This is a genomic window from Shinella lacus (genome assembly GCF_010994755.1).
Classification (GTDB): domain Bacteria; phylum Pseudomonadota; class Alphaproteobacteria; order Rhizobiales; family Rhizobiaceae; genus Shinella; species Shinella lacus.
Window position 1 is genome coordinate 297,089 of record NZ_WHSB02000003.1, and the last position, 13,686, is coordinate 310,774.

The following is a 13,686-nucleotide window of genomic DNA, read 5'->3' on the forward strand; positions in this document are numbered from 1 at the left end:
CAGCGAGCCGGGACGGCCCCGGCTCGCGGCCGAATCAGGCTTCGGTGCTGTGCAGGAGCGCGCGCAGGACGGCGACCATGCCGTTCAGCGGCCGGTCGTCGCGATAGACCGGGACGGCATCGCGAATCCGCGCGTAGAGCGCGGCGGTGCCGGCAGCCTTGCCGCTGGCGTTCGGCTGCATGTCATAGGCCTGGGCGGCGCTCATGACCTCGATCGCCAGCACGGCTTCGAGATTGGCGATGATCGCCAATGCCTTGTCCGCCGCGGGCGTCGCGTGGGTGAGGATGTCTTCCTGCAAGGCCGAGGTGATGCCGCCATCGAGGCTTGCCGGCGCCGCAAGCCGCCGGTTTTCCGCGACGAGGCTTGCTGCCGTGTACTGGATGATCATGAAGCCGGAGGCGACCCCGCTGCCTTCCGCGAGGAAGGCGGGCAGGCCGCTCACCAGCGGATTGACGAGCCGGTCGATGCGGCGCTCGGAAATGGCCGCCAGTTCCGCCGCGGCAATGGCAAGACCGTCCATTGCGAGCCCGAGGGCGGCGCCGATGGCATGGGCCTGCGAATGCACCTCAGGTGCCTCCGGCGAGCCGGTGACGACCGGGTTGTCGGTAACGCTTCCAAGCTCCCGGTTCACGACTTCGGCGATCTGAGCCACGCTGTCGCGAACCGCGCCATGCACCTGCGGCACACCGCGAAGGCTGAGCGGATCCTGCGTGCGCGAGCCCGCCGATTGCGCGAGCAGCGGGCTGCCGGCAAGCAGGCGGCGCAGGTTTTCCCCGACGGTCTGGAGCCCCGGCGAGGTGCGCAGCGCCAGCGGTGCCGCGGCAAACGGGTCCGCCTGCGCGCCGAGGTTTTCGTAGCTCATCGCAGCCGCCGCATCCGCCCAATCGAGCAGGTGCGTCGTGCGGGCGAGGGCGAGGCTGGCGAGGCCGGTGGCACAGGGCGTGCCGTTGACGAGGCTGAGGCCTTCCTTGGCTCCCAGCACCAGGGCCGAGCGGTTGAGCCTGTCCAGCGCCTGCCGTCCGGAGATCGTCTCGCCCTTGTGGCGGGCCTCGCCTTCGCCGATCAGCACGAGGCCGATGGCGGCGGCGTGGGTGAGGTAGCCGACCGAACCCTTCGAAGGAATGATCGGCAGGATATCGCCATTGAGCAGCGCCAGCAGCGTCTCGACCGTCTCGACGCGCACGCCGGAATAGCCATGTGCAAAATTGGCGATCTGGGCGGCCATCACGGCGCGGGTCTCTTCGCGGCCAAGCGGTTCGCCGACGCCACAGGCGTGGCTGAACAGGATGTTGCGCGACAGTGCCTGCTGCTGGGGTATGTCGACGATCACGTCGCAGAGCGCGCCGACGCCGGTGTTGATGCCGTAGCCGCGCACGCGCTTTTCGACGAGCGCATCGACCACGGCGCGTGCGGCTGCGATGCGCTGCCATGTGTTGTCCGACAGGGAGAGCGCCGCGCCCTTGGCGACTGCGGCGATCTCCTGCCAGGTCAGCGGACGATCGAGGACGATCGTATCAGGCATGCTGAACTTCTCCTGCGCCGGCGCGGCGCTGCACGAAGCGGGCGACATAGTCGTTCGCCGGGCTGTTCAAGATTTCACTCGGCGTGCCGACCTGTACCAGCTTGCCGTCCTTCAGGATCGCGATCTGCGCGCCGATGCGCAAGGCCTCGTCGAGATCGTGCGTGATGAAGACGATGGTCTTGTGCAGGTTCTTTTCGAGCTGGAGAAGCTGGTCCTGCATGTCGGCGCGGATCAGCGGGTCAAGCGCGGAAAACGCCTCGTCCATCAGGATGACGTCGGTATCGGCCGCCAGCGCCCGGGCAAGCCCGACGCGCTGTTTCATGCCGCCGGAAAGCTGGTGCGGGAACTTGTTCTCATAGCCCGCAAGGCCGACCGTCTCGATCCACTTCATGCCGATGGGCGCGGCATCCGCCTTGGTCAACCCGCGCACGCGCTGGCCGTAGACGACGTTCTGCAAGACCGTGCGGTGCGGCATCAGCCCGAAATTCTGGAACACCATGCTGACGCGGCGGTTGCGGAAGTCGCGCAGTTCCTTCGCCTTGAGGTCCAGCACATTGCTGCCGTCGACGAGAATCTCGCCGCTGGTCGGCTCGATCAGGCGGTTGATGTGGCGCACCAGCGTCGACTTGCCGGAGCCCGAAAGCCCCATGATGACGAAGACGCGGCCGCCGGGAATGTCGAGGCTGACATTGTCGAGGCCGACGCTGCACCCGGTCTTGGCGAGGATGGCGCCCTTGTCGGCACCGTCCTTGGTCATCGCCAGCGCGGCCTTCCAGTTGCCGCCGAAGATCTTGGAAACGTTGCGGATTGCGATGTCAGTCATTGCCGCGTTCCTTCCGGCTGGATTGGCCAAAACCCTGCGTGATGCGATCCAGCACGATCGCGAGGATGACGATGCCGAGGCCGGCCTCCAGCCCCTTGCCGACGTCGAGCGTCTGGATGCCGTTCAGCACCTGTTCGCCAAGCCCGCGCGCGCCGATCATCGAGGCGACGACGACCATCGAGAGCGCCATCATGATCGTCTGGTTGAGGCCGGCCATGATGGTGGGGGTGGCGAGCGGAAGCTCGACGCCGAAGAGGATCTGCGGCGGGCTGCCGCCGAAGGCGGTCGCGGCCTCCACCACTTCGCTGTCCACCTGGCGGATGCCGAGATCGGTCAAGCGGATGAGCGGCGGCACGGCATAGATGATGGTGGCGAGCACCGCCGGCACCTTGCCGAGGCCGAAGAGCATGATCGCCGGAATGAGGTAGACGAAGCTCGGCATGGTCTGCATGACATCGAGCACCGGCAGCGTGATGCGCCGCATCAGTTCGCTTTTTGCCAGCCAGATGCCCATGGGAACGCCGATGGCGACGGAGATGAGGCTGGCGATCAGCATCAGCGCCAGCGTCTGCATCGTCAGGTCCCAGAGGCCGAGCGCGCCGACGGCAAACAGCATGACCGCAACGGTGACGACGAGCGAGATCTTCTTCGACGCGAACCAGGCGAGCGCCAGGAAGACGATGAAGACGGCCCACCAGGGCAGACCGCGCAGGATCCATTCGACGAAAAGGATCGCCTGGAGAAGCGTCTGCGAGATCGCCTTGAAGACGAACCCGTAATTCACCACCAGCGACTGCACGAAGTCGTTGATCGGGCCTCGAATGGAAATATGGAAAGCTTCAGGAAACATCGATGAAATCCTCGCGCGCGCCGACCGCCGTCCCGGTGGTCAGCCCCTGTCCTGACGGGAAAAGGCTGCGCGCCGAAAGAGACGCGCAGCCCTGCGATTACTTGACGGCAGCTTCGATGCGCGCCTTGGCGTCGGCCGAAACCCAGCCGCCCCAGACGTCGGCCTTGGTCTGGAGGAAGTTCTTGGCGGCCGCGACCGCATCGACCTTCTGGTCCGTCATGTAGGCGAGGCTGGCATTGACGTCTTCCAGCGGGAAGGTCGCCTTTTCGAGGATTTCCATGATGTCCGGCGCTTCGCCCGCAAAGGTGCTGTTGACGCCGTAGGCGACTTCAACGGAGGGGAAGGCGCAGCCGGCGTCGCGCTTGCCGTCGGCGGTGGTCAGTTCCTTCCAGCAGGCGTCGTTGTAGGCGGGCTCTTCGAGCTGGATGAGCTTGTACTTGCCCATGATCGCCGTCGGGCTCCAGTAGTAGAACAGCATCGGCTCGCCCTGGAGATAGGCGGCGGCAATGGCGGCGTCGAGCGCGGTGCCGGTGCCCGGGCGGAAGTTCACGTAGGTTTCGCCGAGCTTGTAGGCTTCGAGCTTGGCGGTGTTGACGCCCTCGCAGGTCCAGCCCGACGGGCAATTCAGGAAGCGGCCCTTGGTGGGCTCTTCCGGGTCGAGGAACAGTTCGACGATCTTCGGGTCGGAGAGCTGCTCGACGCTCTTCAAGTCCGGCGCCTTGGCCTCGATGCCCTTTTCGGCATCGCCCTTCACCAGATATTCCGGCACGAACCAGCCTTCGGCGGCGCCCACGAAGGTCTTGCCGACCGACTTCACCTGGCCGGCGGCGGCCGCCTTGTTCCAGACGTCGGAACGGCCGATCCACTCTTCGGCGAAGATCTGCACGTCGTTGTTGGCGGTCGCCTGTTCGAGCGTCACGGAATTGCCGGGGATCGAATCGACCTTGCAGTCGTAACCCTTAGACAGGATTTCCTTCATGACTTCGGTGATGAAGGCGCCGCTTTCCCAGTCGATGCCCGCGAAGGTGACGGTCTTGCCGTCGCTGCAATAGGAGGCCTGAGCCGTGCCGGCGGAGCCGGCAATGAGGGCTGCGGCGGCGAGAAGCGAATATTTCAGTTTGGAATTCAGCATTTCAGTTCCCCTTTTTGATGATGGTAACGATGAAAACCAGATTTTTCAGGCGGCCACCGGTGTGGCCTCAGGTCATGCGCAGCCTCCGCGACCTCAGGCCGCCTGTTCATTAAGTTCACTATACAACTTGTCTTGTAATGAATGTCATATCGCCCTGCAAGGCGCATCTTCGTCCGCGACATTGGATGTCGCATTAAGTGCTGGCGGTGGATTGGTGCATTTATGGCCCGGCCGGCGTACAAGTCCTGTTTTTCGGGCGGTCCGGCCTATTTTCCAGGCTTTTCGGGGCATCTTGACGCGGAGAAAACCCGTCGCGCAAAGCCCATTGGAATCCATCAATAAAAGGCTAAAGTTGTATATGTAACTTGATGGAGGATAGTAGACAAGTGGATGGCGCTGGATGAAAACTGTGCTTACTTTATCCGGCATATTTTGTAAGCAGGTACTGAGGTTTGAACGCGGGGAGCCACGGCAATGCTGAATGAAGACGCCGGACTGCTGGCGAAGGATGCGGGCGAGCGCGGCGCGCCGATCTACGAGCGCATGAAGACGCAGATCCGGGCGAAGATCGAAACCGGCGAATGGCCGGTCAATCACCGCATTCCCTCGGAGAACGAGTTGGTGGACATGCTGGGCGTCAGCCGCATGACGGCGAACCGGGCGCTGCGCGAACTCGCCAACGAGGGCGTCATCACCCGCGTGCAGGGCAAGGGCTCGTTCGTGGCGCCGAAGAAGCGCAGCGCACCGGCGCTCGGCGTGCGCAACATCGCCGATGAAATCCTGGAGCGCGGCTCGGTCCATCGCATCGAGCTCATCCTCGCCCAGAGCGAGACCTGCGGCCACGAACTGGCGGCGGCGCTGGAACTCGATGTCGGCGCGCAGTCCTTCCACTCCGTCATCGTGCACAATGAGGACGACGTGCCGATCCAGTTGGAAGACCGCTTCGTCAATCCCGCCATCGCGCCGGATTATCTGGAGCAGGATTTTTCCCACACCACGCCGAACGCCTTTTTGACGAGCATCGCGCCGATCGCCAAGACCGAGCAGTTCATCGAGGCGGTGCTGCCGCAGCCCTGGGAGTGCAAGGTGCTGGCGATTGCCCGCTCTGAGCCTTGCATCCTGATCCGCCGCCGCACCTGGTCGCAGGACCGCGTGGTGACGACGGTGCGCCTGCTCTATCCCGGTTCGCGCTACCGCCTCCAGAGCAATTTCTGACGCTTATGAATAGAGCGCCGGCATGAGGCCGGCAGAGGCCCGGAAGCGTTCCCAGGATTTGTGCTCCGGCTGCGTCCAGCCGGTTTCGGCGATGGCCGAAAGGCGCGGGAAAACGAGGCGGTCGAAGACCGCGCGGTCCAGCATGGGTTCGGACCATATGCACGCCTGCACGCCCCGCAGCTTCTCCTTCTGCGCAGCACTCCAGCCGGCGATGGGATCGAAGGCATAGGTCGCTTCCGGCGTCGAGGCGCCGGCCCAGCTTGCGCCCGGCTCGTCCCAGTCGGGGCTGTGCGCCATGTCGAGGTAATAGGCCTGGCCGGGGCAGACGACCATGCTGTAACCCTCGCCGGCAAGGGCCGCCGAAACCGCCACGTCCCGCCAGCCGCAGAGATAGGTGGCCTCCTTGTCGATGACATTGCCATGCGCGGCCTCCTGCCAGCCGCCGGTGATGCAGCCCTCGGCGGCGAGGAATTTTTGCACACGCTCCAGGAACAGCGCCTGGAGCGCGGCCGCCCCGGACCCCTCGATGGCATCGGCGCCGTGGGTGTTGGTGATCACGTTGAGCCTTTTGGCATGGGCCTCGGCCATGGCGTCGCCGCCGATCGCGCGCAGTTTTGCCAGCGCCTCCGGCGAGCCGGACCAGGCGCCGATCGGCACCTCGTCGGCGCCGATGTGGATCGTGCGGAAAGGGAACAACTCGATGAGTTCCCTGAGAATGGTTTCCATCACCTCGTAGGTTTTTTCGCGCGCCGGGTTGAGGCAATTGTCCGGAAAACCCTGAACGGAGAAATAGCTGCCCTTTTCCTGCGGGTCGCGCAGGTCCGGAATGGCCTGCTGCAGGGCGTGGCAATGGCCGGGGACGTCGATCTCCGGCACGATCTCGATACCGATCTCCCGTCCATAAGCGACGATCTCGCGGATGGCGGCCTTGGTGTAATAACCGCCGCTGCGCTCCGGCCCGGTGCCGAGCAAAGGCGGGATCGCAAGACCGTGGCCGCGCCAGGCGCCGACTTCGGTGAGCGCCGTATAGGCATCGATCTCGACGCGCCAGGCTTCGTCGTCCGAGAGGTGCCAGTGGAAACGGTTGAGCTTGTTCCAGGCGAGGATGGCGAGCAGCCGCTTGATCTCGGCTTCGCCGTAGAACTGGCGGGCAACGTCGAGATGCAGCCCGCGCCAGCCCATGGCGGGTACGTCGGCAATCCGCCCTTCGGCGGGGAAACTATAGGTCTGCGGAAAATGCCGCGCGCCGCGCAAGACCTGGCCGAGCGTCACGAGGCCGTAGAACAGGCCGGTCTCGGTGGAGGCCGCAATCGTGACCGAGCCGGGGGAGAACGTGACCTCGTAGGCTTCCGCGGCAAAGCCGTCCCTGCGGTGGAGATGTACCGGCATACCGCCTTCCTCGGCGGGCCGCACGATGCCCTCGACGGCGAAGAGCGCCTCGACCAGCCGGGTGAAGGCTGTGGCCGCCGCCGTGGCCTTTGCGCCGTCTGTGACAAGCGTCAGCCCCGGCGGCACGGCATTACGGCCGGAGACCGCGACATGGTTGGGCCAGGGGATGACCGAGACCGGTACCGGCGCGTTCGCGGGGACCGGAAAGGGTTCCACGCCGCGCTTCGGCGCTGCATTGCCGCCCATGCGCTGCGTTGGCGAGGTGGTGAGTGCCAGCGTGCTGCCGTCGTCGAAGGCGAGATAGGCGCCGCGCGCGCCATCCGTCCAATGCTGGAGGGCGAAGCCCAGACCCTTGATGGTGATGGTCCAGGTGGCGCCGGGCTCCAGCACGAAGCCCTCCGGCGGCAGGAGTTCCGTGAAGGTGGAGAGCGTCCTGCCGACCGTGCCGCCCTCGGCGACGGCCGTGGCATCGACCTGGCAGGAGCCGCTGAAACACAGCCGGAAGCCGCGGATCGCACCTGTGCCGAGGTTTTTGAGGCTCAGGCTGTAGGCCTGCTCCGCAGGAAGCCACAGGGTCTCGAAGTCGAGTGTCGGCATGGGGTTTCCTAGACGTCGAGCATGCCGGCGTAGACGCCGGGCGCGGAATTGGGGATGGCGGTGGCGCCGACCGTCTTCTCATAGAAGGCCGAGGGGCCGACATCGCCGATGATGGCATAGCCGTAGCCCATGGTCTTGAGGTCGAAGAGGCTTGCGAGCAGCAGCGCATGGCCGATGCCGAGGCCGCGCGCCGCCTCGTCGACGCCGGTCGGCCCGAAGAAGCCGCGGGCGATCGATTCATGGCAGGCGAAGCCGACGAGTTTTTTCGCCCGCGTCGCGATGAAGCAGGTGGGCGGCTGGCGCGTCAGCGCGACCGCGACCTCGCTCGACCAGCCCGTTTCGAACGTTTCCGCCACCCATTCGGTGACGAGCCGGGCTTCGGGTGCCAGCGGCCGGCGGATCGTCACGCCCGCTTCCGCCACGCGCGCATCGAGCGCCGGATCGGGTTTCAGCAGCGAGAGATTGACGAGATAATCCACGATGGCCTCCTCAGGTTCGACAGGGCGCGTGCCCGTCCTCCTTGCGGAATCTGGTAGTAAATCCACTCGATTTAATCAAACGGCCATTTGGAGAGGCGAGGGAGCGGCAGCGGGCCTGCCGCAAAAAGATTGCGCCGGGCGGCCCTTATGGCGCCAACAATAACTCCATCAGGCGGGTCGCTTGGAAAACCATATCTATAAAATCTATGTAATATCTAGATTATTGTCCTCATTGGCTTGCCAGGAGGATACCATGCCCAAGACCGAATCCAACCCCATTACGCTCGGAACCCGCGCACCGGACTTCATCCTGCCGGATGCGGACGGCAATCTGTTCACTCTTGCCGAATTCAAGGACAGCCCCGCGCTGCTCGTCGCCTTCATCTCGAACCGCTGCCCCTTCGTGGTGCTGATCCGCGAGGCGCTCGCCGAATTTGCCCGCGAGCATGCCGGCCAGGGCCTCGCCGTCGTGGCGATCAACAGCAATGACGGCGCGGCGCATCCCGAGGAAACGCTGGAGCGCGTCGGCGCCGAGGTGAAGACCTACGGCTACGGCTTCCCCTACCTCAAGGATGCCTCGCAGGGCGTCGCCAAGGCCTATGGTGCGGCCTGCACGCCGGATTTCTTCCTCTATGACCGCGAGCGCAAGCTCGCCTATCACGGCCAGTTCGACGATGCCCGCCCGGGCAATGGCAAGGACGTGACGGGTGCCGACCTGCGCGCGGCCGTCGCTGCCGTGCTGAAGGGCGAGGCCGCCGGCTCGGCCCAGACCCCGTCGATCGGCTGCAACATCAAGTGGACCGCCGGCAACGAACCCTCCTGGTTCTCCGCCGCCGCCTGAACAGGCATGCCCTGCCGGCCCGCGAGGGCCGGCACCGTCTTCTCACCCCAAAAACCGGACCATCATGGCATCGCGTCGCAAGGAACAGCCCACGCAGGACGGGCGCCGCATCGAAACGGACGTGCTCGTCGTCGGCGGCGGGCCATCTGCCGCCTGGGCGGCGCTGTCGGCGGCCGAGGCCGGCGCGCGCGTCGTGCTGGCCGACAAGGGCTATCACGGCACGAGCGGTGCGACGGCCCCCTCCAACACCGGCACCTGGTGCGTTCCGCCGGGCGAGGGCCGCGCGGCGTCCGTCGAGCAGCGCTTCAAGCGCACCGCGGGCCTTGCCGATCGCCGCTGGATGCTGCGCTCCGCCGACCGGGCCTATGAGAACCTGCAGAAACTCGTCGAATGGGGTTATCCGTTCCCGACCGAGGAGGACGGCAGTCTCTACATTGCCAACCTTCGCGGGCCGGATTACATGCGCTTCATGCGCCAGCGCGTGCAGAAGGCCGGCGTCACCATTCTCGACCACCATCCGATCCTGGAGCTGCTCGGCGACGAAAATTATGTCGGCGGGGCCGCGGGATTGGCACGCCGCAACGGCGCGAGCTTCGAGGTTTCCGCGGGCGCGGTCGTGCTCGCGACGGGCGGCTGCGCCTTCTTCGAGCGCATCCTCGGCGGCACCGGCCTGACCGGCGACGGCTATCTCTTCGCCGCGGAAGCGGGCGCCGCCCTGTCCGGCATGGAATTCACCGGCAAATACACGCTCGCCCCGCATGGCTCGTCGCTCAACAAGGGCCTGCCCTTCCGCTGGGCGACCTTCTACCGCGCCGACGGCGAGGTGCTGCGCGATGCCAAGGGCGAGCCCGTGACGAACGGCATCGGCGGCGGCGAGCGGCGGGTGGCGGAAGCCATGCTGTCCGGCCCGGTCTTTGCCCGGCTCGATCTCGCCGAGCCCGCCATGCAGGATTGGCTGCGGCGCGGCCAGCCGAACTGTTTCCAGCCCTATGAGCGCATGGGCATCAACCCGTTCGAAGAACTCTTCCGCATCGACCTCAAATATGAGGGTACGGTGCGCGGCACCGGCGGCATCCGCATCGTCACATCCGATTGCGGCACCGGCATTTTCGGCCTCTATGCCGCCGGTGATGCGGCCAGCCGCGAAAACGTGACCGGCGGCATTTCAGGCGGCGGTGCCATCAATGCCTCCTGGGCCATCTCCAGCGGCTGGTGGGCCGGCCATGGCGCAGCACACCACGCCCGCCGCCGGCAGGGCCGCGACAGCACGCGATTGCAGCCGCTCGGCACGACGGGCCTGCGCGGCAGCGCCGAGCGCGAGGACGTCGACCTCGCCGCCGCGGCCCGCACCGCGCACGACCAGATCGCCCCGCTCGACAAGAGCTATTGGCGCACGGCGGAGACGCTGGAGGCAAGCCGCAGCACGCTCGAAGACCTCTGGTCAAGACTGAACCGGGCTCCGCCTGCCGCCGGCATCGAACGCCTGCGCTCCCGCGAAGTCGCCTCGGTCACCGCCAGCGCCCGCTGGACCGTCGCCGCAGCCTCGCTGCGCACCGAAAGCCGCGGCGTGCACCGTCGCCACGATTTCCCCGCCGAGAGCGACGCCCAGGCCAACCGCATCATCGTCTCCGGCCTCGACCGGGTAACGGCGGTGCGCGAAGACCTTGCCCTCGAAACCGCGCTGGAGGGCTGAGCGATGATCGAAGTCATCTCCGTCGATCGCTGCATCCGCTGCGATATCTGCGAACGCATCTGTCCGGCTTTCGTTTTCGACCGCGACGAGACGGGCCTGCCCGTCATCGCCCGCCAGGACGACTGCCAGACCTGCTTCCTCTGCGAAATCTACTGCCCGACCGATGCCCTCTACGTCGCCGAACATGCGGATGGCCCGATCGGCATCACCGAGCCCGACGTCCTCGAACGCGACCTCTTCGGCGCCTATGCCCGCTCCCTTGGCTGGAGCCGCGGGCGCGCCGGAGGCGCACAGAACGACCCGACCCGCCACATCCGCGTGGCGCAGGTCTGAGAAGGAGACTTTGACCATGGAACGCATCGCCGTCAGCGCCGTCCGAAAATCCTTCAACCTGAAGCCCGGCCAGACCGTGACTGTCGATGGCGTCACCTCGAACCGCATCGCGGTGCTGGATGGCGTCGACCTCACCATCAACAGCGGCGAGTTCATCACGCTGGTCGGCCCCTCCGGCAGCGGCAAGTCGGTGCTGCTCGACGTGATCGCCGGGCTGACCGAGGCGACCTCCGGCATCGCCCGCATCGACGGCATCGAAGTTTCCAAGCCGCATGCCCGCACGGCTTACGTCTTCCAGCAATATGCGCTGTTCCCGTGGCGCACGGCCTTGCAGAATGTCGAATATGCGCTGGAGGTGCGCGGCGTCGCCGCCGCGGAGCGGCGTGAGAAGGCGCTGCATTTCCTGCATCTCTTCGGCCTCCAGGGCTTTGAAGACCGGTTCCCCTCGCAGCTTTCCGGTGGCATGCAGCAGCGCGTGGCGATTGCGCGCGCACTCTCCACCGATCCGCAGGTGCTCTTGATGGACGAGCCCTTCGCCGCGCTCGACGCCCAGACGCGCGACATCCTGCAAAGCGAGCTTTTGCGCATCTGGGAGCAGATCAAGACGACCGTCGTCTTCGTCACCCACTCGATCGACGAGGCGATCTATCTCGCCGATCGCGTCGTGGTGATGACGGCGCGCCCGGCGAGCGTCAAGGAGATCGTCGATATCGACCTGCCGCGCCCGCGCGATCTCGATATCCGCAACAGCCCGGACTTCAACGCCTATCGCGGCCGCGTCTGGGAAAGCCTGCGCGACGAAGTCGGCAAGGCCCAGCGCGACTGGGCCGTTGCTTCCACCTACGCCAACTGAGGGAGGATCGGATGAGCCTGATCGTCGACCGCAATCCGCCGCTTCGCAACACCTTTTCGCTGCGCCGCAAGCGCGCGCTGCCGAAGGCGCCGACGGCGCTCGGCGAAACCTTCTCCACCATCACGCTCGGCCTGCCGGCGCTGATCGCCTTCGCGCTGCTGTGGGAGATCGCGCCGCGCGCCGGCTGGATCAATTCGCTGTTCTTCCCGCCGCTGAGCCAGGTGCTCTCGGTGCTCTGGGAGATGATCATCTCCGGCCAGCTCGCCGACCATATCGGCATCAGCCTGCAACGGGCGGCGATCGGCTTTGCACTGGCCGTCGTCGTCGCCGTGCCGCTCGGCTTCCTGATGGGGCGTTATACGCTGTTCGAGAAAGCGTCGGACTTCCTCGTCCAGACGCTGCGCAACACCTCGCAATTCGCGCTGCTGCCGGTCTTCATCCTGCTGCTCGGTATCGGCGAGGCCTCGAAGATCGCCATCACCTTCTACGCCGCCGTGTTCTTCCTGCTGATCAACACGATCGTCGGCGTGAAGTCCGTCGATCCGCTGCTCGTCAAGGCGGCGCGCTCCATGGGCACGTCGGACTGGGACCTCTTCAAGAAGGTTATCTTCCCATCCGCCATCCCCTCGATCGTCGCGGGCGCCCGGCTTGGCGTAAAAACCTCGCTCTTCTCGGTCATCGCCGCCGAGATGCTCGCAGCCCAGTCCGGCATCGGCTACCTCATCCAGCACTCCTCGCTGATGCTCGAAACCGACCGCATGTATGCCGGCATCCTGACGCTGACGATCATCGGCCTCCTGCTCAACTACCTGCTCGTCGCCGGCGAACGGCGCGCCACGCATTGGCGCGGCAGCGGCGAAAGCGGCCCGAACTGAGCCCTTTGAAACGCACCCATCCTTGACCCATCGATCTCGAAAGGATCACTCCATGGCCCTTCATCCGCTTCGCCGCACCCTTCTGAAACTGGCGCTCGCGCTTTCCATCCTGCCGGTCGCAGGCCTTGCCCCCGCTGTCGCCGACGAGGCGAAGCCGGAGGTCATCCGCATCGGCTCCACCGCGCCGGGCCACCTGAAATTCATCCTCTATCGCAACAAGAAGCTCCTGGAGAACGAGTTCGCCAAGGACGGCATCAAGATCGAGCTGACCACCTTCGACGGCGGCTCGGCCGCAACCGTGGCGCTTGGCTCCGGCGCCATCGACTTCACTTACATCGGCAACAACCCGTCGCTGCGCCTGGCCGCCACCGGCGCGGACGTGAAGCTCATCGGTCTTTCCAGCTGGAACCGCTCGAACGAGACGCAGATCGTCGTCAAGCCGGATTCGCCGATCCAGAAGATCGAGGACCTGAAGGGCAAGAAGGTCGCCTATCTCTCGGGCACGGTGCGCCATTCGACCTTCGCCAAGGCGCTGAAGGCAGCCGGCCTTTCGCTCACCGACGTCGAGAGCCTGAACCTCGGCATTGAAAGCTCCGGCCCGGCGCTGGTGCGCGGCGATGTCGATGCCATCGTCGAGAGCACCGGCCCCGTCCAGACGCTCGTCGAAAAGGGCGTCGCGCGCGTGATCTTCGATGCCGGCGTGTCGGGAAAGCCGGAATGGGCCGTGCCGCATCTCATCAGCGTCAACGGTGACTTCGCCCGCAAGTACCCCGATATCGTGACGCGCCTGCTGGCCGTCGACATCGCAACTGACCGCTGGGCCGACGCCAACCCGGAAGAGACGATCGCGATCTTCGTCAAGGAGACCGGCAGCAGCGACAAGGCCGTGCGCGCGACCTATCCGGACGGCAAGTTCTTCCAGAATCCGGAAATCAGCGAAGAGGCTGTGCGGGCGCTTCAGGGCGAGGAAACCTTCATGGCGGATGCCGAGCTCCTGAAGGGCAAGGTCGACTACACGACCTGGATCGACCGCTCGTTCTACGACGCGGCGCTCAAGAGGGTTGCCGCCAGCAACTGATAGCGT

The 13,686-nt window shown here is 65.7% G+C and carries 13 protein-coding genes; 7 read left to right on the forward strand and 6 right to left on the reverse strand.

From position 1 onward, the window contains the following. Positions 1–34: 34 nt before the first annotated feature. The 4 genes from GB927_RS09475 to GB927_RS09490 all read right to left on the reverse strand — a co-directional run bounded on the left by GB927_RS09475 (position 35) and on the right by GB927_RS09490 (position 4,327). On the reverse strand, positions 35–1,522 hold the full coding sequence (locus tag GB927_RS09475; RefSeq protein ID WP_256116492.1) for an HAL/PAL/TAL family ammonia-lyase: 1,488 nt from the start codon (positions 1,520–1,522) through the stop codon (positions 35–37). Further along, a complete protein-coding gene (locus GB927_RS09480) occupies positions 1,515–2,345 on the reverse strand; it encodes a quaternary amine ABC transporter ATP-binding protein (protein WP_256116493.1) in 831 nt (276 codons plus the stop codon). The genes GB927_RS09475 and GB927_RS09480 overlap by 8 nt, the downstream gene beginning before the upstream one ends. Then, on the reverse strand, positions 2,338–3,195 hold the full coding sequence (locus GB927_RS09485) for an ABC transporter permease (RefSeq protein WP_256116494.1): 858 nt from the start codon (positions 3,193–3,195) through the stop codon (positions 2,338–2,340). Before GB927_RS09485 ends, GB927_RS09480 begins: the two co-directional genes overlap by 8 nt. A 97-nt stretch (positions 3,196–3,292) precedes the next feature. After that, positions 3,293–4,327, reverse strand: a complete 1,035-nt coding sequence (locus tag GB927_RS09490) for an ABC transporter substrate-binding protein (RefSeq protein ID WP_256116495.1) — start codon at positions 4,325–4,327, stop codon at positions 3,293–3,295. Positions 4,328–4,801: 474 nt separating this feature from the next. Here GB927_RS09490 and hutC point away from each other — a divergent pair, with 474 nt between their 5' ends. Continuing rightward, positions 4,802–5,542 (forward strand): histidine utilization transcriptional repressor HutC, encoded by a 741-nt coding sequence (gene hutC, locus GB927_RS09495; RefSeq protein WP_256116496.1) that lies wholly within the window; start codon positions 4,802–4,804, stop codon positions 5,540–5,542. Between the two features lie 3 nt (positions 5,543–5,545). On the opposite strand, the gene GB927_RS09500 is transcribed toward hutC, so the two are convergent. Together GB927_RS09500 and GB927_RS09505 are read right to left on the reverse strand one after the other, a co-directional pair. Beyond that, positions 5,546–7,528 carry a beta-N-acetylhexosaminidase gene (locus tag GB927_RS09500; protein ID WP_256116497.1) on the reverse strand — a complete coding sequence of 661 codons (1,983 nt, stop codon included), beginning with the start codon at positions 7,526–7,528 and terminating at the stop codon, positions 5,546–5,548. Between the two features lie 8 nt (positions 7,529–7,536). Beyond that, the gene (locus tag GB927_RS09505; protein WP_256116499.1) at positions 7,537–8,007 is read right to left on the reverse strand and encodes a GNAT family N-acetyltransferase; all 471 of its coding nucleotides are present in this window, start codon (positions 8,005–8,007) and stop codon (positions 7,537–7,539) included. Positions 8,008–8,260: 253 nt separating this feature from the next. Between GB927_RS09505 and GB927_RS09510 the strand changes: the two genes are divergently transcribed. The 6 genes from GB927_RS09510 to GB927_RS09535 all read left to right on the forward strand — a co-directional run bounded on the left by GB927_RS09510 (position 8,261) and on the right by GB927_RS09535 (position 13,680). Beyond that, positions 8,261–8,848 carry a thioredoxin family protein gene (locus tag GB927_RS09510; protein WP_256116500.1) on the forward strand — a complete coding sequence of 196 codons (588 nt, stop codon included), beginning with the start codon at positions 8,261–8,263 and terminating at the stop codon, positions 8,846–8,848. Positions 8,849–8,912: 64 nt separating this feature from the next. Further along, positions 8,913–10,541 carry an FAD-dependent oxidoreductase gene (locus tag GB927_RS09515; protein ID WP_256116501.1) on the forward strand — a complete coding sequence of 543 codons (1,629 nt, stop codon included), beginning with the start codon at positions 8,913–8,915 and terminating at the stop codon, positions 10,539–10,541. A 3-nt stretch (positions 10,542–10,544) separates the two neighbouring features. Then, positions 10,545–10,874, forward strand: a complete 330-nt coding sequence (locus tag GB927_RS09520) for a 4Fe-4S dicluster domain-containing protein (protein ID WP_256116502.1) — start codon at positions 10,545–10,547, stop codon at positions 10,872–10,874. Between the two features lie 16 nt (positions 10,875–10,890). Continuing rightward, positions 10,891–11,727, forward strand: a complete 837-nt coding sequence (locus GB927_RS09525; protein ID WP_256116503.1) for an ABC transporter ATP-binding protein — start codon at positions 10,891–10,893, stop codon at positions 11,725–11,727. Positions 11,728–11,738: 11 nt separating this feature from the next. Then, a complete protein-coding gene (locus GB927_RS09530) occupies positions 11,739–12,602 on the forward strand; it encodes an ABC transporter permease (RefSeq protein WP_256116504.1) in 864 nt (287 codons plus the stop codon). Between the two features lie 52 nt (positions 12,603–12,654). Then, positions 12,655–13,680 (forward strand): aliphatic sulfonate ABC transporter substrate-binding protein, encoded by a 1,026-nt coding sequence (locus GB927_RS09535; RefSeq protein ID WP_256116505.1) that lies wholly within the window; start codon positions 12,655–12,657, stop codon positions 13,678–13,680. The last annotated feature ends 6 nt before the right edge of the window (positions 13,681–13,686 follow it).